The 22,796-nt window shown below is 60.2% G+C and carries 21 protein-coding genes; 7 read left to right on the forward strand and 14 right to left on the reverse strand.

Translation table 11 applies throughout. From position 1 onward, the window contains the following. Nucleotides 1-13: 13 nt before the first annotated feature. Genes eutC through dctP form a run of 6 tightly spaced genes read right to left on the reverse strand, consistent with a single transcriptional unit; the run spans nucleotide 14 to nucleotide 5,617 of the window. On the reverse strand, nucleotides 14-817 hold the full coding sequence (eutC, locus tag A8B82_RS11285; protein ID WP_067292235.1) for an ethanolamine ammonia-lyase subunit EutC: 804 nt from the start codon (nucleotides 815-817) through the stop codon (nucleotides 14-16). Next, the gene (locus A8B82_RS11290) at nucleotides 814-2,211 is read right to left on the reverse strand and encodes an ethanolamine ammonia-lyase subunit EutB (RefSeq protein WP_067292237.1); all 1,398 of its coding nucleotides are present in this window, start codon (nucleotides 2,209-2,211) and stop codon (nucleotides 814-816) included. The genes eutC and A8B82_RS11290 overlap by 4 nt, the downstream gene beginning before the upstream one ends. Before the next feature lie 25 nt (nucleotides 2,212-2,236). Then, complete coding sequence (locus A8B82_RS11295) at nucleotides 2,237-2,620, reverse strand: RidA family protein (RefSeq protein WP_067292240.1); 384 nt, start codon at nucleotides 2,618-2,620, stop codon at nucleotides 2,237-2,239. 33 nt (nucleotides 2,621-2,653) lie between these two features. Next, nucleotides 2,654-3,958 (reverse strand): TRAP transporter large permease, encoded by a 1,305-nt coding sequence (locus A8B82_RS11300; protein WP_067292242.1) that lies wholly within the window; start codon nucleotides 3,956-3,958, stop codon nucleotides 2,654-2,656. Beyond that, entirely contained in the window at nucleotides 3,955-4,551 is a 597-nt protein-coding gene (locus A8B82_RS11305; protein ID WP_067292244.1) for a TRAP transporter small permease, read from the reverse strand. Before A8B82_RS11305 ends, A8B82_RS11300 begins: the two co-directional genes overlap by 4 nt. A gap of 58 nt (nucleotides 4,552-4,609) precedes the next feature. Further along, on the reverse strand, nucleotides 4,610-5,617 hold the full coding sequence (dctP, locus tag A8B82_RS11310) for a TRAP transporter substrate-binding protein DctP (RefSeq protein WP_067292249.1): 1,008 nt from the start codon (nucleotides 5,615-5,617) through the stop codon (nucleotides 4,610-4,612). A gap of 234 nt (nucleotides 5,618-5,851) precedes the next feature. Between dctP and A8B82_RS11315 the strand changes: the two genes are divergently transcribed. Both A8B82_RS11315 and A8B82_RS11320 read left to right on the forward strand, forming a co-directional pair. After that, entirely contained in the window at nucleotides 5,852-7,237 is a 1,386-nt protein-coding gene (locus A8B82_RS11315; protein ID WP_067292252.1) for an aminotransferase-like domain-containing protein, read from the forward strand. Continuing rightward, nucleotides 7,230-8,447, forward strand: coding sequence for an NAD(P)/FAD-dependent oxidoreductase (locus A8B82_RS11320; protein WP_067292253.1), 1,218 nt, complete (start codon nucleotides 7,230-7,232; stop codon nucleotides 8,445-8,447). The genes A8B82_RS11315 and A8B82_RS11320 overlap by 8 nt, the downstream gene beginning before the upstream one ends. A gap of 196 nt (nucleotides 8,448-8,643) precedes the next feature. On the opposite strand, the gene A8B82_RS11325 is transcribed toward A8B82_RS11320, so the two are convergent. Beyond that, entirely contained in the window at nucleotides 8,644-9,741 is a 1,098-nt protein-coding gene (locus tag A8B82_RS11325; protein WP_067292255.1) for an NmrA family NAD(P)-binding protein, read from the reverse strand. A gap of 273 nt (nucleotides 9,742-10,014) precedes the next feature. Here A8B82_RS11325 and A8B82_RS11330 point away from each other — a divergent pair, with 273 nt between their 5' ends. From A8B82_RS11330 to A8B82_RS11345, 4 genes are all read left to right on the forward strand, one after another. Continuing rightward, nucleotides 10,015-10,563: a winged helix-turn-helix transcriptional regulator gene (locus A8B82_RS11330; RefSeq protein WP_067292256.1), complete on the forward strand. Its 549-nt coding sequence runs from the start codon at nucleotides 10,015-10,017 to the stop codon at nucleotides 10,561-10,563. Nucleotides 10,564-10,836: 273 nt separating this feature from the next. Beyond that, nucleotides 10,837-11,634 carry a thioesterase family protein gene (locus tag A8B82_RS11335; RefSeq protein ID WP_067292259.1) on the forward strand — a complete coding sequence of 266 codons (798 nt, stop codon included), beginning with the start codon at nucleotides 10,837-10,839 and terminating at the stop codon, nucleotides 11,632-11,634. A gap of 81 nt (nucleotides 11,635-11,715) precedes the next feature. Continuing rightward, nucleotides 11,716-12,447: an SDR family NAD(P)-dependent oxidoreductase gene (locus A8B82_RS11340; RefSeq protein ID WP_067292260.1), complete on the forward strand. Its 732-nt coding sequence runs from the start codon at nucleotides 11,716-11,718 to the stop codon at nucleotides 12,445-12,447. Nucleotides 12,448-12,449: 2 nt separating this feature from the next. Beyond that, nucleotides 12,450-13,253: an enoyl-CoA hydratase-related protein gene (locus A8B82_RS11345; RefSeq protein WP_067292263.1), complete on the forward strand. Its 804-nt coding sequence runs from the start codon at nucleotides 12,450-12,452 to the stop codon at nucleotides 13,251-13,253. Nucleotides 13,254-13,411: 158 nt separating this feature from the next. Here A8B82_RS11345 and A8B82_RS11350 read toward each other — a convergent pair whose 3' ends face one another. From A8B82_RS11350 to A8B82_RS11380, 7 genes are all read right to left on the reverse strand, one after another. Next, nucleotides 13,412-14,584, reverse strand: coding sequence for an acetyl-CoA C-acyltransferase (locus tag A8B82_RS11350; protein WP_067292266.1), 1,173 nt, complete (start codon nucleotides 14,582-14,584; stop codon nucleotides 13,412-13,414). A 44-nt stretch (nucleotides 14,585-14,628) separates the two neighbouring features. After that, nucleotides 14,629-15,249, reverse strand: coding sequence for a 2-hydroxychromene-2-carboxylate isomerase (locus A8B82_RS11355; protein WP_067292267.1), 621 nt, complete (start codon nucleotides 15,247-15,249; stop codon nucleotides 14,629-14,631). A gap of 1,286 nt (nucleotides 15,250-16,535) precedes the next feature. Then, the gene (locus tag A8B82_RS11360; RefSeq protein ID WP_067292270.1) at nucleotides 16,536-17,717 is read right to left on the reverse strand and encodes an ABC transporter substrate-binding protein; all 1,182 of its coding nucleotides are present in this window, start codon (nucleotides 17,715-17,717) and stop codon (nucleotides 16,536-16,538) included. Nucleotides 17,718-17,755: 38 nt separating this feature from the next. After that, nucleotides 17,756-18,727: a branched-chain amino acid ABC transporter permease gene (locus A8B82_RS11365; RefSeq protein WP_161489454.1), complete on the reverse strand. Its 972-nt coding sequence runs from the start codon at nucleotides 18,725-18,727 to the stop codon at nucleotides 17,756-17,758. Nucleotides 18,728-18,746: 19 nt separating this feature from the next. Continuing rightward, the gene (locus A8B82_RS11370) at nucleotides 18,747-19,619 is read right to left on the reverse strand and encodes a branched-chain amino acid ABC transporter permease (protein WP_067292274.1); all 873 of its coding nucleotides are present in this window, start codon (nucleotides 19,617-19,619) and stop codon (nucleotides 18,747-18,749) included. Nucleotides 19,620-19,622: 3 nt separating this feature from the next. Further along, nucleotides 19,623-20,339, reverse strand: coding sequence for an ABC transporter ATP-binding protein (locus A8B82_RS11375; protein WP_067292277.1), 717 nt, complete (start codon nucleotides 20,337-20,339; stop codon nucleotides 19,623-19,625). Beyond that, the gene (locus A8B82_RS11380; protein ID WP_067292280.1) at nucleotides 20,336-21,142 is read right to left on the reverse strand and encodes an ABC transporter ATP-binding protein; all 807 of its coding nucleotides are present in this window, start codon (nucleotides 21,140-21,142) and stop codon (nucleotides 20,336-20,338) included. The genes A8B82_RS11375 and A8B82_RS11380 overlap by 4 nt, the downstream gene beginning before the upstream one ends. Nucleotides 21,143-21,784: 642 nt before the next feature. Here A8B82_RS11380 and A8B82_RS11385 point away from each other — a divergent pair. After that, nucleotides 21,785-22,777, forward strand: coding sequence for an NAD(P)H-dependent flavin oxidoreductase (locus A8B82_RS11385; protein WP_067292282.1), 993 nt, complete (start codon nucleotides 21,785-21,787; stop codon nucleotides 22,775-22,777). The last annotated feature ends 19 nt before the right edge of the window (nucleotides 22,778-22,796 follow it).

A 22,796-nucleotide genomic window follows, 5' to 3' on the forward strand; every position in this document is an offset into this window, starting at 1 on the left:
CTGGCGGGCGCTGTCAACGACGCGTGGCGGGCCTGTCAAGATAGACGCGGTGGTCCTGAAGCGGGCCCGCCGCCTCGGCCGCCGTTTCGTCCTTCAGGCCGACGCCCGAAAAACCGCGCTGAAGTGACTGGCTGACCAGGAAATGCGCGCGGTAGGCGGCCTCTTCGTAGCGCAGCCCACCGGGTCGGATGTTCGAGATGCAGTTGCGATCCGCGTCGGTAAGGCCCGTCTTTGGTGCGAATGTCAGGTAAAGGCCCATGCTGTCGGCTGCGGTCAGACCCGGCCGCTCGCCTATCAGCACCAGCGTCAGCCGTGCCCCCAGCGCCGCGCCGACCGGATCGGCCAGCGCCACCCGGGCCTGGGTGGCGATCACCAGAGGTGCCAAACGCAGCCCTTCGGTCGCCAGTCGCGGCAACAGCTGGGCGAGAAACGGGGCCGCGTTATGCTGAACGGCATAGGCGGACAGCCCGTCGCAGACCACCACGGCAACATCGGCCCCGTCGCCATCGGTGGCCAGTTGGGCCGCGGCCTCGGCGGTCGGTCGGCGGCCAAGGTCGGGGCGGTGCAGATAGGTCGTGCGGTCGGGGGCTTGGCTTTGCACCACCAGGGTGGCCGGGAAATAGCGGTCAATGTCGTCGCGCAGGGCGGCAATATCCAGCGCGGAATGTACCGCCATCCGGGCCAGCGCATGCGCCGACTGGAATTCGAGATGCCGGGCCGTCGACAGCGATACGCCGGTGCGACCCAACGCGATGCGCGCCGGGGTGTGGCGTCGCAGACGGTGCCAGAGGTCGCTGTTGTCAGGGGCCTCGGTCATCGGCTTTCCAGGTGCCCGAGCATGCCGGTAAAGCGCTGCGGCGGCAGGCTGGCAGGGGTGAAGCGGCCATCGGCGGCCATGATGCCGCTCTGCTCCAGCCAGGTCTCGAACTCCGGTGCCGGAGGCAGGTTCAGCACGCGCCTGGCATAGAGCGCGTCGTGGAACGAGGTGGTCTGATAGTTCAACATGATGTCGTCCGACCCCGGAATGCCCATGATATAGGTGATCCCGGCCACCCCCAGAAGCGTCAGCAGCATGTCGACATCGTTCTGATCGGCTTCGGCGTGGTTGGTGTAGCAGATGTCGCAGCCCATCGGCAGGCCCAGCAGCTTGCCGCAAAAGTGGTCTTCCAGCCCGGCGCGGATGATCTGGCGACCATCAAACAGGTACTCCGGGCCGATGAAGCCAACGACCGTGTTGACCAGCAGGGGCTCGACATGGCGGGCGACGGCATAGGCCCGCGCCTCCAGCGTCTGCTGGTCGACGCCGTGATGCGCCTCTGCCGAGAGGCACGAACCCTGGCCGGTTTCCAGATACATCACGTTGTTGCCGACCGTGCCGCGTTTCAGCGACAGCGCCGCCTGCTGTGCCTCGACCAACAGCGCGAGCGAGATGCCGAAGGACTGGTTGGCGGCCTCGGTTCCGGCGATCGACTGGAACACCAGATCGACTGGCGCGCCGGCCTCGATTGCGGCGATGCTGGTTGTGACATGCGCCAGGATGCAGGATTGGGTCGGGATTTCGTGCTGATGGATGATCTCGTCGGTCAGATGCAGCAGGGCGGATACGGCGGCGGTATTGTCCGAGGCCGGGTTGATGCCGATGACCGCGTCGCCCGAACCGTACATCAGCCCGTCGAAGATCGACGCGGCGACCCCGGCGGGGTCGTCGGTGGCATGGTTCGGTTGCAGCCGGGTCGAAAGCCGTCCGGGCAGGCCGATCGTATTGCGGAACCGGGTCACCACGCGGCATTTGCGGGCGATGGCAATCAGGTCCTGCACCCGGCAGATTTTCGAAACCGCCGCCGCCATCTCGGGTGTCAACCCGGGGGCGAGGGCGGTCAGCTCGGGTGCATTCACCGCGTCGGACAACAGCCAGTCGCGCAAGCCGCCGACGGTCAGATGAGCGACCGGGGCAAAGGCGGTGGCGCTGTGGCTGTCGAGGATCAGCCGGGTAACTTCGCAGGTCTCGTAGGGCACCAGCGCCACGTTGAGGAATTCGCGCAGCGGCAGATCGGCCAGCGCCAGTTGCGCCGCCGCCCGCTCGATCTCGGTCGCGGCGGCGAGCCCGGCCAGCTGGTCGCCCGAGCGCAAAGGTGTCGCCCTGGCCATCAGCGTTTTCAGATCGGCAAAACGGAAGCTCTCGCCGCCAAGACTGTGGTGATATCCGGACATGGCTCTTCTTGGATGACGGTTGCTGTTAGCGCGCGGCGGCGATGACGTCGATTTCCACCTTGAACGGACCCATCAGCCCGGACTGGACGCAGGCGCGGGCCGGGAGATCGGCACCGAAATAGTCGCGATAGATCGAATTGAAGGCGGTGATGTCATCGGCCGAAGTCAGCCAGACGGTGGCCTTGACCACGTCCGCCAGGCCGAGCCCGCCCGCCGCCAGCGCGGACTTGAGATTGGCGAACATCCGATGGGTCTCGGCCTCGATGCCACCGGGCACCGGCTGGCCGGTATCGTCCATGCCGACCTGCCCGGCGACGAAGACCAGACCGGCGGCGGTCTTGACCAGTTTCGAATAGGGCGGGGTCTGGCCCTTGGCGTCGGGCGTGTAGGAGATTCGCTCGATTTGCATGGATCGCGTCCTTTCGGTTTTTTTGGGGGGGGGCTATTGCCCGAGGATCAGATGTGGCAGCCACATCGACAGGGCGGGGACGAAGGTGGTGAGAAGGACGACCGGAAGATAGGCGAACAGCACGAAGATGATCGAGGGTTTCAGCATCGACGCGAGGTTGGCCTTGCCGATCAGCGCGGCGAAATAGAGGATCGGCGCGGTCGGAGGGGTGATCAGCCCCATGCCGAGATTGGTGGCAACGATGGCCGAAAAATGGATCGGATCGACGCCAGCCCGTGTCACCACCGGCAACAACAGCGGTGCCGCCAGCAGGATGCCGCTGACATCTTCCATGAACATCCCGACGACCAGCAGGAACAGGTTGGCCATCAGCAGCAGTACCACCGGGTTATCACTGACGGTCAGGAAGCCCTCCATGATCTGCTGCGGCACGTTTTCCAGCGTCCAGATCCGGCCCAGCATGGCGGCGAAAAAGATCAGCACCATCAGCACACCGGTGGTCTGCCCGGCCCTCCAGATCACCTCGCTCAGGTCGCGCCAGTTCAAGTCGCGGTAAAGGTAGATCGAGATCGGGATGGCGTAGACCACGGCGACGGCGGCGGCTTCGGTCGGCGTGGTGACGCCGCCATAGATGAAGCCGAGGATGATCAGGGGCATCATCAGCCCGGCACCGGCGCGCTTGGCGCGGGCGAAGACCTCAAAACCGATCTCACGGGTGGTGGCTGGTGGCTGCACCGTCAGCGGCATCTTGCGGGTCAGAATGTAGTTCCAGGAGCCGAGCGCCAGGCAGAGCAGCAGGCCGGGCAAGATGGGCGCCAGGAAGCAGGCAAGGATCGAGGTGCCGGTGACCCAGCCGTAGAGGATCATCGAGGCCGAAGGCGGGATCAGCAGTGCCAGCACCGAGGAGGCGGCGACCAGTGAGGTGGCATAACCGCGGTCGTAGCCACGTTCCTCCATCCGCGGGATCATGATCGTGCCGATGGCGGCGACGGCTGATGACGCCATGCCGGAGATGGCACCGAACACCGCCGTCGCCAGGATCACCACGATCCCGAGCCCGCCACGCAACCGGCCAAACACCGAATCCGCCAGATCGACCAGCCGCCCGGCAATGCCGCCCGACCCCATGATGCCGCCAGCGAGGATGTAAAGCGGGATCGCCACCAGGACCAGCGACGACAGCTTGGAATAGCCGGCACCGATCAGGAAGCTGGCGGCGCCGAAATCGCCGAAAATCATTAGAAACAGCACCGCCCCGGCGAAGCAGAAGGGGACCGGCACGCCGATGACCAACAGCAGGGTCAGCAGCCCCGCATCGACAATGACAAGCGGGCTCATGCTGCGTCTGCCCGGTTGTCGGATGGGCTGGCGCGCAGCATCACCTCGATGGCGAAATACAGCGTCATCAGGCTCAGGCAGACCGGCATCACCACGATGATCGCATACATCGGGATGCCGGTTTCGAGCGAAACGGTGTGGCGGTGGATAACGAAGGCCAGGTATTGCCATGACCAAAGCGTCATCCAGCCGCAGAGGGCCGTGGTAATGCCTGCGGCGATCACCGCCACGACATGCTGCGACCGGCCCTTGGGCAGAATAAGATCAACGAGGCTGGCCGAGATATGGCCGCGCTCCCAGGTGCCATGGGTGGCACCGACGAAATAAAGGTAGACAGCGACGAAACTGGCCAGTTCCTCGATCCCGAACAGTGAAATGCCCATCAGATAGCGCGTGACCACCTGAACGAAGACCAGAACCGTCAGCGCGCTGCCGCAGATCAGCAATACCAACCGCTGCAGGCGGATCTTGGCGGTCCAAAGTGCCAGCATCCGGCCATTGAGGAATTTAGGCGTATTGACGCCATCTGGGTGAAAGCTGCCCTCGGCCGAAAGCGTTTCGGCAATGCTGGCATGGTGTCCATCTTCGCGCATCGCGGTCTCCCGACCAGGTTGGGGCCGGGCCGACCGCTGGGGCCGACCCGGCGAAGGCTCAATTCATGCCGATCGAGGTTTCGAGCTTCTTCAGCGTCTCGGCACCCAATTCGTCGGCAATCTGCGGCCACACCACGGTGCGCGCGGTCTGGGCAAGTTTGTCGAGCGTCGCATCGTCGAAAGTCACGACGGTGATGCCCTTGTCGCGCATCGTTTGCAGTGCCGCCGCGTCCGCCGCCTTTACTGCTGCGAATTGTTCATTGGCAACTTCGACAGCGGCGTCCTGGATCACCTTCTGGTCCTCGGGCGAGAGCCCGGCGAACTTGTCGGAGTTGATGAAGAAGTAATCGGACTCGAAATGATCGTTATACTGCACCCAGGTCTTGGTGATATCGGCGAAGCTTTCCAATGCCATCACTGCGGTGCCGCCGATCTGGCCATCGACCACGCCGGTTTGCATGCCGGTATAGAGATCGGCCCAGGGCAGGGTTGCGGTGTTATAGCCAAAGTCTTCCAGCAGCACCTTGTGGGTGGTGCCGCCCGGCCAGACCCGGACTTTCAGGTTGCGACGCAGTGCGGTATCGGCCGGATCCTCGACCGGACCGGCAAAGCCCGCGCCGCCCATGCCCGCGCCATAGACGGCGAGCGGCGTCAGCCCCTGCGGTGTCAGCGCATCGCGGACGATCTCGAACACCGGGCCGCCGGGCGACAGCGATTCTTCGGCAGTCTCGTAGTTGGTGAAGGCATAGGGGAACCAAGTGATCGCCAGCCGCTTGTCGGAACTGGTGGCCAAGGGTTGCATCGCCATGTCGATGGCACCGGCGATCACCTGTTCATAAACCTCGGTCCAATCACCCAGCTGGCTGGCCGGATAGACTGTGACTGTCAGATTGCCACCGGATTTTTCGGCGACCAGATCGGCGAAATGCTGCGCCGCCTTGGCGCCATCTGACCCAGGCTGCTTCAGGGTCGAAAGTCGCAGCGTTTCGGCATTGGCTGCACCCGCCATCATGGCGAAAAGTGAAACGGCACCGAGGGTGACGGAAAGTTTGCGGGATAGAATCATGCGGATAGTCCTCCAGTTGGTTGGCAGGCAGACATTCGGGTCTGATTGTTTTATTATATGGTCATACATTACCAGTTTGTCTGGCATAATCTGCGGCCAGATGTCCGTCAAGCGGTAATTTTGCCGAGATTTCGCGATAATCAACGATTAATCGGCAGTAATCTGGCAGAAAGTTAGACTTGTATGTCACTCAAGTACGTGGCAAAATCCGAGCTAACAAAACAGGCAGGCACAATGTTTGAAGCTATCGACACCAGCAGGGATGACATCCCGGTCTATCGGCAATTGGCCGATCACGTCGCGCAATTGGTCGAGACCGGCGAACTGAGCGCTGGCGACCGCTTGCCGCCACAGCGCGAGATTGCCCGCCAGGCTGGGGTGAACGTGACCACTGTTACCCGCGCATTTGCGACGCTCCAGGAACGCGGGTTGGTCGAGAGTCGGCCGGGGCGCGGCTCGATCATCGTTTCGGCCGCTGATCGCGCGGCGTTCAAGTCGGCTCCGCTCGAAGCGGAAGGCTATCTCGATCTCACGGTGAACCGACCGGCAACCGAAGGCTATCTGAAGGCGATTGCCAACCTGATGCCGCGGCTGGTTTCAGATCCGCGCTTTCACGCGGTCCAGGATTTTCATCCCGCCGAAGGGCCGCGCTGGACCAGGGCGGCACTTTCCGGCTGGCTGACCTCGGCGACCGGCCACAACGATCCCGACCGCATCGTGGTCACCAACGGGGCCCAGCACGGCCTTGCCTGTGTGCTTGGCGCCATCGCCAGGCCGGGGCAGGCGGTGCTGGCCGACGCCATCACTTATCAGGGGATCGCACCGCTTTGCGCCTCGCTCGATCTGCGTCTGGTGCCGGTAGCCACCGATGCAGGCGGGATGCTGCCCGAGGCCCTGGCGATGGCCTGCCGGACACAGGAAGCGGCGGCGCTGTTTCTGGTGCCGAACCTGCAGAACCCGACCACGGTGACGCTCGACCTCGACCGCCGCCGTGCGTTGGCCCGGATTGCCCGCGCTGCCGGGGTAAAAATTATCGAGGATGACGTCTACCGGGCGCAAATTGCCGATCCGCTGCCGACGATTGCCGCCGAGAACCCCGATATCACCGTCCATATCACCAGCCTGTCGAAATGCGCCGCGCCCGGCATCCGTCTGGGGGCGGTCAGCGCATCGCCCTCTCTGGTGCGCGATATCGCCGCGATCCTGCGGGTTAACTGCTGGAGCACCAGCTTCTTGACCGGGCTCATGGTGACCCGGTTGATCGAAGAGGGCAGCCTCGACCGGATCATTGCCGAGCAGCGCGATGAGCTGCAGGCGCGCCAGCAAATCCTGTCTCAGGGGCTGGTCGACTACGACCTGAGGTCGGAACCGACCGCGCCGCACGGCTGGCTGATGCTGCCCGACCCATGGCGCAGCAGCAGTTTCGTGCGCGCCGCCGAGAGCGCCGGGGTCAGCGTCCTGCCCGGCGAGGCATTCGCTCTCGACCGGGATCAGGCACCGCCGCATGCGGTGCGGATCAACCTCAGCGCCGCCCGCTCGCGCGACGATCTGCGCCGAGCGGCGGCGATCCTGCGCACAATCCTGGAGGGCGGCCTGCACAAGGCCAACGTCCATGTCTGAGCCGACGTTTTTCTCTGGCGCTCCTCAATCTGTTGAAATTGCCGTCATTGGCGGCGGTGTGATCGGCATGGCCATCGCGCTGCGGCTGGCCCGCGACGGCCGCGAGGTGGCCGTGATCGAGCCGAACGCCCCCGGTTCCGGTGCCTCGTTCGGCAATGCCGGTACTATTGCCGATTACGGGGTGCTGCCGGTCGCCAATCCGGGCGTTCTTCGCAACCTCGCGGCCCTGGCTTTCGACCGCGACAGCCCACTCTCGGTGCGGCTGGCGGCGCTGCCGGGCCTGACGCCTTGGATCGCCCGCTTCCTGCGCAATTGCCTGCCCGCCCGCACCGAGGCCAACGCCGCCGCGCTGGGAGAGCTATTGCATGACGCGACGCCGCTGTGGCAGGAATTTGCCGCCGAAATCGGTGCCAGCGGGCATCTCCACCGGAACGGCTGCCTCTATGCCTATGACACGCCGCAGGCAATGACTGCCGGCGCCACCGAGGCGGCATTCCGACGCCGGCACGGCGCAGAGGTTGAACTTCTGGACGGGCCGCAGGTGGCGCAGATGGAGCCACGGCTGAAGCCGGTTGCCGGGGCACAGTTCTTTCCCAATGCGGTCAACATCGACGACCCCGGCGAAGTGATGCGGAAACTGGCCACCAGCCTGACCGAGGCTGGCGTCGCCATGGTTCCGCGGGCCGTGCGGCGGCTTGAACGGCGCGGTGGCCGGGTGCATCTGCAGGGCGACGGTCTGGCCATCGCAGCCGGAAAGGTGGTGATTGCCGCCGGGGCCCATTCGCGTGCCCTGTCGGCCCAGGCAGGCGATCTGCTGCCGCTCGATACCGAACGCGGATACCATATCGAATACGACATGACAGAGCCGCTGCTGCGGCGTGTCGTCTGCCCGGTTGCGCGCGGGTTCTATGCCATTCCCATGGCCGGACGGCTGCGCTTTGCCGGAACGGTGGAACTGGGCGGGCTTGGCCTGCCGCCCGACCCTGCGCGCCATGCGCTTCTGGAACGCGGCGCGCGGGCGATGTTCCCGCACCTCGGCACGCCCGACCGGTGCTGGTTCGGCTTTCGCCCCTCGATGCCGGATTCGATCCCGGTGATCCGCCGCGGGCGGCTTGGCGGCGATGTCATCCTGGCGTTTGGTCACGGCCATCTGGGCCTGACTCTGGCTCCCAGAACCGCCCGCATGGTCGCGCGACTAGTGGCAGATTAGCGCGGCTTCACCGCTCGACAACGTCACTGGAATCCGGCCCGGAGGCATGGGCAAAACATGGTGTTTGGTGTGATACGTCTAGGTATCCAGAACCAAGCCTGGCCCATCATGAAGGTTCGAATTTTTGTCGAAACGGTGTTTGAAAGCCGTGAAATGTTGATGCGCTCGGGTCCATCCCGTTGCGTCGGGGCGGATCCTAGAGGCGGCCCGTCCGGTTATCCTCCGACAGCTTGAGCAGGGGAGGCGCTTTGTACAGGTTCTCGGGCTGAATCCTTTCCCATAGGCTGCCTTTGCCAAGCTCCCGTCCGAGTTGATCTTCGCGTCTCAGCCAGTCTTCAACGCTTTTGATGCGGTTGGGGTGAATTTCATCCAGAAGTGCATAGTCCCGCTTGACCGTCTCATTTTTCCAGCTGTTCCAGAATCCGGTAAAGTTTTGCTTTACAGTCATCGTGCTCTTATCCGCCAAGTCGGCGTTGTAACCGGCAGGCGCTTTGGCCGCCCTGCTGAGCGACCCACTGGTCCAGTAGGTTTCCAGATCGGTGTCGATGTATCTTGCCGGGTGTCCGGTCACCTTTTCGAACGCGGTGGCGAGCTTTTGATAGTCAACCTGCTCGATGGCGACTTCAAGTTTCATGCCATTTGCGCGCTCAGCATTGTCGAAGAGCCAGCGGGCGTAATAACTGCAATCTTCGAGTGCGACATGCGGCACCGCGCCGTCGCCGAGTGGCACCCGCCATGTCGCAATGCCGTCTTCCACGGTGGGGCTCATGGGCGTCCACGCCGAGATCGCCATCTCCATATAGGGGCCGGTGGTGAACACGGCTGCGCCCATCCGGTCCTTGTTCTCTTCGTTTTGCCACAAGATCCATTCGGCGATGCGGCCCTTGCCGTCATAGTGGCCGGTGCGGAATTTGGAGTCGTAGCCGCCCTTTTTCAGCGCGTAGTCGAGGTTTCCGTAAACGAAGAACTTCACGCCTTCTTCGATGGCGATTTCATAGCTGCGGATGGCCCAGAACAGTTCTGTTTTCTCGCCGCTGTTGAAGCCGTCGATGTTGACATAGGCCCCGTCACAGCCGCGAAATCCTTGCCGCAGAGTTTCCTCGTCGGCAAATGTCCCCTCAAGAATCTCGACATTGCCAAGCGCAAGCAAGGCTTTGGCCCGGCGGGAGTTTGGGTCACGGCTGAGGGCGCGGACCGAATATTTCTTGTCTGCGACCAGACCGCTGACCACCGGCATGCCCTGAGCGCCGGTGGCGCCAATGACGAAGATCTTGGAAGGGGAGTGTGAAGGCATCATTGTCTCCTCGGGATTAACGAAACGGATATCCGGGCGTTTGCAGTTCGGTCTTGCCGGAATTTCATGATACTCTTATAATAAGAGGGACTATGAAGCAAGGGGCAATTTGCTCAAATCGGGATGGCTGGACCAAGACCCCTGCGCACGGCAGGTGGCATCGCGCGAACCGGGTTGAGTTTGTTAGAGAACCAAATTAAGCTAACTCTGATTATGAGAGTTAAGAGGCGCGTCTTTTCGGAATATCTCCTGGGGCGCAAAGGAAAATAGTTCATGCGCTCGAAGGGTTTTGACGGGATGGTGTGCTCGATCGCCGGAGTAATGGCGGCGATCGGAGATCGTTGGGCGGTGCTGATCCTGCGCGATCTTCTTTGCGGGCTTAGCCGATACGAAGATTTCCGCCATTCGAGCGGCGTGACCAACGCGACCCTCAGTGACCGGTTAAAGCATCTGGAGGCCAACGGCCTGGTCGAGCGGCGGCGATATCAGCAGAAGCCGGAACGGTTTGAATATGTCTTGACCAAAAATGGCTGGCAAATCGGGCCAGCTATAATGGTGCTTGCCCAGATTGGTGATCGCCTGGATCTCTCCGGCGCCTCGTCGCCGCCGATGAAGTTTGTGAACCGAAAAACCGGGGCAGAAGTTGGCTGGAGCTACATCGACCGGAGCACGGGTGAGCCGGTGAGTGCGGTGGATCTGGCCATTGAGGCAGGTCCCGGCGCTGACGAGCTGGTTCACTGGCGTGTGTCACACGCCAAGGCACGCCGCGCCGAAGCAAAGGCACGCCGCGCTGAAGCCGAAGCAAACCGCGCGGAAACCTGACGAAGAAGCCGGTCATAGATGATCGGGGAGCCCGACCAACGCGCGCAGCATCTGGTCCCGAGCCGTGTTCAATGTAACCAAGATCGCCGCGTCCGCAGGTGCGCAGGATGAAGGGCCGTTTGTCCCGCAAGGCCCGGACCGTACCCCAGCCCAGCTACAAGATTGATCTTTGGGTTCTTTTTCGGCACCAATGAAGCATGACGAGTCAACTTGCCTTTGCAGATTCGGAAACTTTCGTGCTGCCATTCCCTCGGACCAAAAGAGACAAAGCCAATGACCCTAACGCCTTTCCAATCCCTTCTGGATGCCCTGATCCCAGCCGCAGATGGCTTCGAAGCAGTTCTGCCGGATGACTGGCTGCAGGGGCGCACAGCCTATGGCGGGCTGTCAGCCGCACTCTGTTTCGAGGCGGCGCAGCGCCATGTCGGTGACTTGCCGCCGTTGCGATCGGCTCAATTTGCCTTCATTGGGCCGTCGTCCGGGCGTCTCAGCATTGTCCCGACGGTCTTGCGGCGTGGTAAATCTACGGTTTTTATCGGCGTCGATCTTTTTGGCGAGGCCGGACTTGCCGTGCGTGGGTTGCTGTGCTTCGGTGCCAATCGCGCGTCTTCGCTGAATTTGGAGAATGTGCCGCCACCAGAGATGCGTGCGCCTGATCAGTGTTCGACGTACTTCCAGTTGCCGACGGCACCTGCTTTTACGCGTCATTTCGAAAGCCGTGTCGTTGCAGGTGCGCAGCCAAAATCGTCAGCCAAGGACGCCCATATTCTGGTCTGGCTGCGCCACCAGGATCACACAGCGCCAACAACCATGGCTTCGCTCCTGGCCCTGGGCGATGGGTTGCCACCGGCAGCGATGCCGCTTTTTGACGATGTGCCAATAAGCGTCAGCACCATGACCTGGTCGATTGATCTGCTGGTTGATGCGATAAAAAGTGAATCCGGCTGGTGGCTGATCGAGACTCGGGGAGAAACCGCCAAAGACGGGTATTCAGCGCAGAACATGACCATTTGGGATGAAGACGGGGTTGCCGTCGCAACCATGAAGCAGACGGTTGCACTGTTCGGTTAGGTCGCTGCGACGGGTTGACAAGTTCTAAAATAGAACCGAATATCTAACGGTCCAAAGGCGGGTCCGTGGGAGAGTGACGACATGGAGAAAAGACAGGCGACCGTAGCCGTAGTTGGGGCTGGTGACTATATAGGCGGAGAGATTGCCAAAGCGTTCGCGGCAGAGGGATTTCTCGTATTTGCCGGCCGTCGGAACGGTGAAAAGCTCGCTCCGCTGGTGGAAGAGATCGAGGCCGCGGGCGGTCGGATCGTTGCGCGATCGCTGGATGCGCGCAACGAAGATGAAGTCATTCAGTTCATGGCAGATGCCGAAGCCGCCGGTCCGCTCGAAGTCGCAATCTTCAACATCGGTGCCAATGTGCAGTTTCCATTTGTTGAAACAACCGAACGGGTGTTCCGGAAAGTCTGGGAGATGGCCTGCTATGCCGGGTTCCTTTCGGGACGCGAAGCGGCGCGCCATATGCTACCGCGCGGGAAGGGGTGCCTGTTCTTCACCGGTGCCACTGCAGGTCTGCGCGGCGGCAAGGGTTACGCTGCGTTTGCCAGTGCCAAGTTCGGTCTGCGTGCCGTTGCGGAAAGTGCGGCGCGCGAGCTGATGCCGCAGGGCATCCATGTGTCGCACCTGGTGATCGATTCCGGTGTAGACACGGCCTGGGTGCGCCAGCGGATCGCCGATGGTCTGCGCAGCGGCGGTGAGGATCGCACTCTGATGCGCCCGGCTGCTGTTGCCGAAGCCTATATTGACCTGTGGCGTCAACCCGAGGACGCCTGGACCTTTGAAAAGCATATCCGCCCAAAAGGAGAAACATGGTGAGTATGACGAACACAGCATTGGATCAAACCGAGCAGGCCGATATTCGGGTCTCTGTTTCGGGTCCGGTCCTCACGATTGTCCTGACCCGGCCTGACAAGCGGAATGCCCTGACGCAAGCGATGTATGCTGCGATGACGGCGGGATTGGAGCAGGCCGCCGCAGATCCGGGGATCAGGTCGGTCCTTATCCACGGCGAAGGCTCTGTCTTTTGCTCGGGCAATGACATCGCTGACTTTTCCAAAGCCAATTCCGACAGCAGCGCGGCTACCGAAAACGAAGCAACGCGGTTCATCAACACCATCGCGACCTTTGAAAAGCCATTGGTCGCAGCGGTTCAGGGTCTGTCCACAGGAATTGGCCTGACAATGTTGCTGCACTGCGATGTTGTTGTCGTTACCGCCGACGCGAAGATCGGCGCGCCTTTTGTCCCGCTGGGGTTGTGCCCGGAGGCCGGGTCAAGCGCAATACTGCCCGCCCGCATTGGCTATCAGAAGGCCTATGCGGTCTTTGCATTGGGGCAGCGGCTTAGCGGGGACGAGGCCGTCGCCTGTGGCCTCGCGCTGGAAGTGCAGCCGGATTTGCAGGCATGTGTGACGGCGGCGGCAGGCTATGCCGACGCCCTTGCGCTGCTCCCCGCAGAGTCGCTGCGTGCCACGAAGGCGCTGATGCGGCCCAAGGGCAGTCTGGATGCGCAGATTACCGCCGAAAGCCAGGTCTTCGCCAAGCTCCTAAGCGGACCCGAGGCGGCGGAGGCTTTCAGCGCGTTTCGGGAAAAACGCAAGCCGGATTTCAGTAAGATCTCCTGAGCGTAACATTTCCGGATGCACGAAACCGGCCCCTGAGGGCCGGTTTTTTTTTGCCCGCCCGCTATGGATCACTCGCAAAGAACGATGCGCAAAGGACCAACAAAAAGAGCGACCGTTTGCCCGGTCGCTCTTAACATTTTCTGGAAGAGGTGCGTCAGTTAGAGAACTTCAAAGAGCCCTGCCGCGCCCATGCCACCGCCGATGCACATGGTAACAACCACATGCTTCGCGCCGCGCCGCTTGCCTTCGATCAATGCGTGTCCGACCAAACGCGCGCCGGTCATGCCGTAGGGATGGCCAATCGAAAGGCTGCCGCCATTAACGTTCAGCAGGTCCATCGGAATGCCGAGTTGTTCATGGCAATAGATGACCTGCACAGCATAGGCTTCGTTCAGTTCCCAAAGCCCGATGTCCTCGACTTTCAGACCGTGACGCTTGAGCAGTTTCGGAATGGCATAGACCGGGCCGATGCCCATCTCGTCGGGTGTGACCCCGGCCATGGCCATGCCGACATACCGGCCAAGCGGCTCAACGCCCGCTTGCTCGGCCCGCTTCGCGTCCATCACGACACAGGCCGATGCCCCGTCCGACAGCTGGCTCGCGTTCCCGGCGGAAATAGCACCGCCTTCGAATACCGGACGAATACCGGCCAGATTTTCATAGGTGGTGCCGGGCCGGTTGCCTTCGTCCTTGGCGAGATGCACGGATTTTGTAGAAGTCGCACCGGTTTCCTTGTCGGTTACCACCATCTCGGCGTCCATCGCCACGATTTCCTGATCGAAACGGCCAGCCTCCTGCGCGGCGGCTGTGCGGGCCTGGGACTGAACGCCATACAGGTCCTGGCGTTCGCGGTCGATCCCGTAGCGCTTGGTTACCGTTTCGGCGGTTTCCAGCATCGACATGTACATGTCAGGCTGCATTTCTTCCAGCTTGGGGTCCTTGGTCACCCGCATTTCGGGCGTTTGCACCAGCGAGATGGATTCCACACCGCCCGCAACGACAATATCCATGCCGTCAAACGAAACCTGTTTTGCCGCAGTGGCGATGGCCATCAGCCCCGAGGCACATTGCCGATCCAGCGTCATGCCCGATACGGTTACCGGCAGGCCGGCCCGGATGGCTGCCGTGCGGCCAATGGTATGGGCATAGCCCTGCGGCAGGGCGCAACCCAGCAGGCAGTCCTCAATCTCGGCCGGGTCCACGCCGGCCCGCGCAACGGCATGGCTGATGGCATGTGCCGCCAGCGCTGTCGGGGGGGTGGCGTTGAACGCGCCACGGTAGGCTTTGCCGATCGGCGTGCGTGCCGTCGACACGATGAGAGCATCGCGCATAGTCTTCTCCAATTTGACTAGTTTTTTGGTATGGTCAGTGGGCCTTATGCCGAAGCCTTGGCCCGCCGTTTTTCGATTTCCGAGACGACGACGTGCAGGCGGTCCTTGCCGAAATAGATATCGTCATCCACAAAAAATGTGGGTGATCCAAATACGCCGCGCGCGACCGCGTCCGACGTGTTGTCCACAAGGGTCTGCTTGATCTCTGGATCCTGGGTCAGCGCAAACAGTTCTTTGGCGTCAAAGCCAGAGTCGGTGAGCGCCCTGGCAATTTCTGCGGGGTCGTTCAAGTTGCGCTCTTCGACCCACATGTAGCGGTAGAAGTCGTTGACGTATTTTTCGAAAACACCGATCTTTTGCGCGGCAACCGCCCCGCGCATCAGGGCAAGCGTATTGATCGGGAAATGCGGATTGCTGCGGAAATCCGTGATCCCGTGTTCCTCGCAGAACCGCTTTATTTCCAACCCGTCATAGTCGTTCTTGTTCTTGATGCCGGCGAAGGCTTCGAACGGCGATCTGTTTCCGGTGGCCTTGAACACGCCGCCCAACAGGATCGGGACATAGGTGAACTTTACCCCGGTGCTCTGTTCGATCGCGGGGATCGCCCGATGGCAGAAATAGGCGTTGGGGCTTCCAAAATCGAAGAGAAATTCAACATTCGTCATGACTTACTATCCTTCCTTACAAGGCCGTATATGGGTTCTGAAGGTCTGAGCGTCCGAGCGTCGACTTTGAGTGCCCGATGCGTCCGGTTGACTGCTTCTGGCTGCGTTGGAAGCATCAAATTTCCCCAAATGCTTCATCAGCAATGGAGATCAATCCTACCATTCCCAATATCTGCTCAAACGCAGTGCTGTCACCGCATTCGGTGCCAAGGACAGTGGAAGATTTAATGTGTCCGATTGTAGCCAAGTTTTCATCCGATGCTTTAAGCGCAGTCTTAGTTCCTGTGTCTGCATCAATGATCTAATGCAGGCGAGTGCTATTTAAGAACTATCTACCAGTGGACCGGATACGTCAAGCGGGCCTTTGCTGTTTGTTCAATTTCCGCCGTGACTGAACAGCGCCGCCAAGGTGGGGGAGGGCGCACCGACCAGTGGGAATTACCTTGATTGCGTTCTGGTATGGCGGCGACTTAACACGCTGCCGTTTCTCTTCTTACAGCGTTCAGCTTTTAGCTTGAGGCACCAGTTCCTGAATAAAATGTTATATATCAATTTAATAAGAGATATGCGATGCCTGAATGTAAAAGTGAAACGTAGTAGATCACCAATTGCAGGGCCGGGGCATTTCCGTGTTCTACAGAACTTGCGTCATCATGTGTTTCATCCCATGATCCAGGCCGCTTCGGATCCTCCGGGTTTCTGACGTTGCGGCGCTATGGTCACTCTGCCAAGCACGTAATCGCCACCTGCCAGTGTTTAGCTATTTTAAAAAGAACCGACTCGTGTTGCATGGCTCACCGCTCAGCTGAAATCGGGTGCGGTCTTTTCCGTTGAGGGTGCTGTAGATGCCGGAGAAGTTCAAAGCTGAATGCCAAGCTACCAGGGGCCGAAATCGCGATGCCCGGTTGCTCCACCATGTCGCGCCGGGGCAACGGTCTGACAACGCGCGTTCAGCCCCGCGATCCCCTTTCGCATATGGGTGAGACCACAGACCCATCTTCTTTAGGTCGTGCCGCCAGGCATTAATCTGCTGCCGGTCACCTTATCGCGCTGTACCACTTGAGCCACTGTCGCCCCGGCAATCCCAACCGAGGCGAATATTTCCAGCTTGTCCTCGCCGCGCCAGAAGCGCCGCCGCTGTACTCCAAGAATTTCGCCTCGCGTCGCAGACCCCGTATAAGAGACGTTGCAAAAGACGTCATCAACAAGAGTGTCTTAGATCAAAGCTTCATACTCAGATGGGCGGTGCCAATGGCGCGGTTACCTTCAATCAAAAGGGAGGCTCATCACTCCAGCGGTTGCCAACTGCCCGAGCGGAACTGAGACAGGGGCATCTCCTCGATCGGGGCAGTGTCGTTCGGGCCGGTGACAATCCGAACGCCGGGCATGAACAGATCAGGCTGGAAGTCCAGTGAGAGAGACTGATCCTTGATGTTTTCGCGGGTCAGGTTATCGCCGGCTTTGCGCAGAACTTCGACCACCACCTGGCCCTGAACATATGCCACGATGGGCAGAGTGTCGGTCAGTGTGCCCTCGGGGTAGTAGTCCTTCATCCACTGACGCCATTCCTCGATTGCGGGGTCATCCTCCCAACGCGGATCAGCAGGATCCTTTGCATATGCGGCACCAATCACACCTTCAGACCGCTCTGGCCCGATCACGTCCAGAACCTGCGAAACCGATACGGAGGTTTGCGAAATCAGGCGATCTGGACGCCAGCCGATGTCATAGGCGCGGCGCAGGGCCTGGGCTGTGAACTTGGGGAAAGAATAGAGGATCAGCATATCCGCCCCGCTTTGTTGAAGCGTTGCGATCTGTTGATCGACCGTTGCATCGCTCAATTCATAGCTTTCCGATGCGACGATGGTTGCTTTTGAGCCTTCGAGGTCCTTGGTAAGAAGGGCCAGCAGTTCCTTCCCGAAATCGTCGTTCTGATAGAGAATGGCGATTTTGGCCTCAGGTTTGTAGGTGTTGATGTATTCGGCGTGGGTTCTTGTTTCAGCGTCGTATTGCGGCAGCCAACCCGTTGTATACGGGAACTTTTCCGCGTCCAGCAGGATGCCAGCGCCCGAAACCGAGAACAATTGCGGGATGCCTTTGCTGTTGAGGTATTCGCGGGTGGCCATGCTGGGTCCGGTCCCGAACTGCGAGAATATCGCAAGGACTTTCTCGCGTTCTACCATGCGCCGGGTTTCGGCCAATGCCTTGGGCGGGCTCATGCCAACGTCAACAGTGTTGAGCGAGATCTTGCGACCGTTGACGCCCCCCTTGTCGTTGATCATCTCGAAGAACGCCGTATGCACGCGTCCAAATTCGCCCAGCGAAGAGGCGGGGCCACTGTAGGGCATGGTTTCGCCCAGCTTGATTTCGGTGTCAGAGGCACCGTCGTCATATTGTTGTGCAGATGCTGCGAGCGGTTGCATCAACAGCGCAACGGCCACAGCCATTATCTTGTGTTTAGACATCATCTCATCCTCCCTGGATTACAGATTCATATTGGCAGTTTCTATTTTCGACCGAGCCGACGTGTGGCTGATGCTGCGGCCCCTGCCAGACCGCGTGGCATGAAGAAAATTGTCAGGAGCAAAAGGGCACCGAACACGGCCGCCGGGGCCACTTCGGACACTTGTTCTGTGTAGTAGGGCACGTATTGAAGAAACAATGCGCCCAGAACCGCGCCCCAAAGGCTGCCTATTCCGCCCACGACCAAGCCCACAAGAAATATGATGGACAAGACAAGCGTGAACGATTCCGGCGAGACATATTGGGTCTGGATGGACATGCCTGCCCCGGCCAGTCCGGCCATCGTCGTGCTGACGCCGAATACCAATGTCTTGTAGCGCGCGACGTCGATACCCATGGCTGCTGCTGCCGTGGGATTGTCCTTGATCGCGCGGATTGCCGTGCCGCTGCGCCCTCGCAGAATGTTCACTGCGACGATCAAAGACAGCAAGGTGAAGCCAACGCAAATATAGTAGAACCACGCCTCATCACCGTAGGCAAACCATGCAGGCGCTTCCGGGAGCGGAATGAAGGAGCCGTTGGAGCCGCCCGTCCATGGCTCAAATGCCTTGATCTTGATGAATTGTGGAGTCGCAACGGCGAGGGCAAATGTGGCCAGCGCCAGATGGTGCCCGGACAAGCGTAGCGCGGGAAATCCAAATGCAAACCCGGCGATGAAGCAGATGACCCCGATGCCGATGAGGGCAGGCCAAAAGGGCACGCCCAGCGTGATCAGAACGATATAGCTATAAGCACCGAGAGCCGCGAAGGCCCCGTGGCCCAGCGAAACCTGACCGCCATAACCGGTCAATAGATTCATGCCGATCAATACTGTGACGTAGCAAAGAACGGTCGTCAGCTCGAACAGGGCAAAGCTCTCGACAAGAAACGGTGCGGCGACAAGAAAGCCGCCGACGCAGAGGATCAGCACTTTCTTGAGAACCGATGAAATCTGAGGAGATCTGGTGCCGGTCATTGTTGCTCTATCAGTCATATCACACCCGTTTGATAACGACGTGGCCCATCAGGCCACGCGGCCGAAAGACCAGGACGGAGAAAATTACGAGAAGCGCGAGTGGAAGTTTGAGTTCCGGGCCCACCACATAGGCACCCGCAAGGTTTTCCATCACGCCCAACAACAAGCCCGCGATGATCGCGCCCAGGGGGCTGTCCAGCCCGCCAAGAACCGCCGCCGCCAGGCCATAGGTCATTATGAATGCCATCATATGGGGGTCGAGAAACAGGATGGGCGCGGCCATCATCCCGGCCACCGATCCAATCATCGCTGCCAGACCCCAACCAATGGCGAGCATCCGGTTCACGCTGATCCCGACCAGCCGACAGGATTCCGGATTGACCGCCACGGCCCGCAAAGCCAGTCCGAGCGGAGTGAAGCGAAAGAACAGAAATATCAGCAGCAGCATCGTAAAGACGACGGCAAGCATACCAATCTCATGCCCCGACAGGGCCACCGGCAATCCTGTGAACAGGTTTTCAAACGGGCTGGGAAAGTCGCGCATGGTGAAACCGAAAATCCACCCGGCCATCCCGTTGATGATCAGCATAAGACCGACAAAAATTGCGACCGCGGTCAGCGGGTTGCCATTCTGCGCCGGGCGTACCAAAATTCGTTCGATCAGCATTCCCGCGAAGAAGGAAAACACCAAGGTGATGGCGAAGGCCCCCCAATAGGGCACGTTGAACTCGATCAATTGCCAGGCAACAAAGGTCGAGAACATCGCCATCTCGCCCTGCGCGAGGTTCAGCTCGTGTGTGCTGCGGAAGATGATGACCAGCGCCAATGCCACCGAGGCATAGATTGAGCCTGTGGCAAAACCGGTCATGATTTGAAAGATAAATGCGTCCATCGTTTAGATCCCAAGATAGGCCCGACGGACCTCTTCATTTGCTGCGACATCCGCGCTTTTGCCGCTGACGACGATCCGTCCGGTTTCCATGACAAAGGCCTGATCCGCGAGCGCGAACGCCATGCCGGCGTTCTGCTCGACCAGAAGCACGGCCACCCCTTCCTGTGTGTTGATCAGGCGAATGATCGAAAAGATTTCCTGCACCACCACGGGCGCCAGTCCAAAGGAGGGTTCGTCCAGGATCAGCAACTTCGGACGCCCGATCAGGGCGCGCGCAATTGCCAGCATCTGCTGTTCCCCGCCACTGAGCGTGCCAGCCTGTTGGGTGAAGCGTTCCTGAAGTCGCGGGAAGTAGCCGAACATGCGCTTCATGTCGTCACGCACCGCCGACTTGTCGCGTCGCCCATAGGCGCCCAGGATCAGGTTCTCTTCGACCGTCAGAGAGTCGAATGTACCACGTCCATCCGGCACATGACCCACGCCCATGCGGGCGACGGCCTCTGCCGGTTTGCGCTCGGTGGAGGATCCAAACAGGCGAACGTCGCCGGTGCGCTGGGGCAGCAGATTGTAGATCGCGCGCAGGGTTGTGGTCTTGCCCGCGCCGTTCGCCCCCAAAAGCGCGGTGATCCCGCCCTGCTCCACGGTGAAATTCATATTGTACAAGACGTTGCCTTGCCCGTAGGACCCTGACAGGTCCGAAACTTCCAGTGCCGCGCTCATGCTGCTGTCCCCAGATAAGCTTCCAGAACTGCCGGGTTGACGCTGACCTCGGAAGGCTTGCCATCGGCAATCTTGCGTCCAAAGTTTACCGCAACAACGCGGTCCGAAATCCGCATGACGAAATTCAGGTGATGTTCCACGATCAACATCGCGAGCGAGAACCGATCACGCACTTCGCGCACGCGTTCCATCAGTTCGTCCACCTCTCCGTGGCTCAGTCCGCCTGCCGGTTCGTCGAGCAACAGAAGCTTCGGATCAGAGGCAAGCGCGCGTGCCAACTCCACACGTTTGCGCGTAGCAAAGGTCAAACTTCCTATGGGTTCTTCTGCGATGGGGGAGAGCCCCAGCAATTCGATCATCTCCTGTGCGCGTTCCTGGATGTCCCGACGGGTCGCAGAGGCGATGGGCAGGCGCAACAAGTCGGCGAAAAAGCCGCTCTTGCCAACGGAATGCGCCCCGGCTTCGATGTTTTCCCGCACGCTGAGCGATGGAAACAGAACCAGATTCTGAAAAGTCCGACCAATGCCGATCCCGGCCATGTCGCGCGCTTTCAAGTCGAGAATATTATTGCCGTCGAAAGTGATGGAGCCGCCGGATGGCGTATAGATCCGGCTTATGCAGTTAAAGATCGTCGTCTTTCCGGCACCATTCGCGCCGATCAACCCGCAGACCTCACCCGGTGCCATTTCAAAACTCAAGTTATCAACAGCTACAATTCCGCCAAAGCTGACTTCAAGATTGCTGATCCTCAGCAATGCAGCGTTGTTCACCTTATCGGCGATGCCCCCCTCCCCAGATGACATGCGCTTACAACTCGTTTTTTAGCTTAAGAGAGTGCCTCATTTTCATGCCATGTGCCCTTTGTTCAGATAGGATTCGTATTGTAAGTGTCATTTGCGAACTTAGTCACCTGAATTATTCCTGTCAATTTTTTTCGCGGCACCGCCAGTCTTCCTCTTCACCTCGCGGTGCGCAGAACGGTTTGATCGCCTGTCTCGTGAGTGGTTCAGATCGGCTCAAATGCCGATGAAATTTAACGTTAAGATTGATTTACACTGCCTCGTCCGCGTGGATACCGCCGCCAGAGGCGCTCTGGCGGACAGACCTGCCTCACCTGCTTTTTAGTCTCCGAGCACAGGTGTTTCTGGTTAGGGAGAGTGTATTCCATGTCTATTTTCTGCGTTCGTTGTCTGAGGAGGATTAAGATTCGAAACTGAGCTTCGCAGCGTTGGCGCACTGATAGTCTCGCCTTGGATTCAGGTCATGCTAGCCGGCGGGGTGCTGCTGCGTAACCAGACGCCCAGGTAACGTAGCGTTGTCGAAGGACGCGGGCAAAATTGAGTTGATTTCGAATCTGTTCTCTTTATAGGGTTCTTTAATAGAACGAAGATGTGCCGCTGGATCTGCATGTTGCGCAGGGTGGGCAAGGACAGGAGCAAGATACTATGCAAACAAACATCACGGAACTTTTCGGCATCGAACACCCGATCATCCAGGGCGGCATGCATTGCGTCGGTTTGGCAGAACTTGCCGCGGCGGTATCGAACGCGGGTGGGTTGGGAATTATCACCGCACTCACGCAAGGGTCGCCCGAGAACCTGGCCAAGGAGATCGCGCGATGCCAGGAGATGACGGACAAGCCGATTGGCGTGAACCTCACCTTCCTGCCTGCCGTCAACGCCCCCGACTATCCGGGCTATGTCCGGGTCATCATCGAAAGCGGCGTCAAAATTGTAGAGACCGCAGGCAATAATCCGTCCCAAGTGCTGCCGGCACTGCACGAAGCGGGAATCAAGGTCATCCACAAATGCACCTCGGTACGCCATGCCCTGAAAGCCGAGTCGATTGGCTGCGATGCCGTCAGCGTCGACGGTTTCGAATGCGGTGGCCACCCCGGTGAAGACGACATTCCCAACATGATCCTGCTGCCGCGTGCCGCAGACGAGCTGAAGATTCCCTTCGTCGCTTCGGGTGGCATGGCGGACGGGCGTTCGCTGGTTGCCGCGCTGGCGCTTGGCGCCGGTGGCATGAACATGGGCACGCGTTTTGTCGCGACCAAGGACGCGCCGGTGCATGAGAATGTGAAACAGGCGATTCTGGATGCGACCGAGCTCGACACCCGGCTGGTGATGCGCCCGCTGCGCAACACGGAGCGGGTTCTGAACAACAAGGGCGTGGAGCGTTTGATCGAGAAGGAAAAGGAGCTTGGGGCAAGCCTCAAGTTTGAGGACATCGCCGACGAAGTCGCGGGCGTCTATCCGCGGATCATGTACAAAGGCGAAATGGACGCCGGGGCCTGGTCTTGCGGCATGGTGGCCGGCCTGATCGACGATATCCCGACCGTGGCCGACCTGATCGACCGCACGATGGCACAGGCCGACGAGATCATTCGCCGTCAATTCGGCCTGATCTCAGCACCGATGGCCGCAGCCTCCTGACCCTCTCAACAATCGGGAG

The organism is Sulfitobacter sp. EhC04, assembly GCF_001650875.1.
Classification (GTDB): domain Bacteria; phylum Pseudomonadota; class Alphaproteobacteria; order Rhodobacterales; family Rhodobacteraceae; genus Sulfitobacter.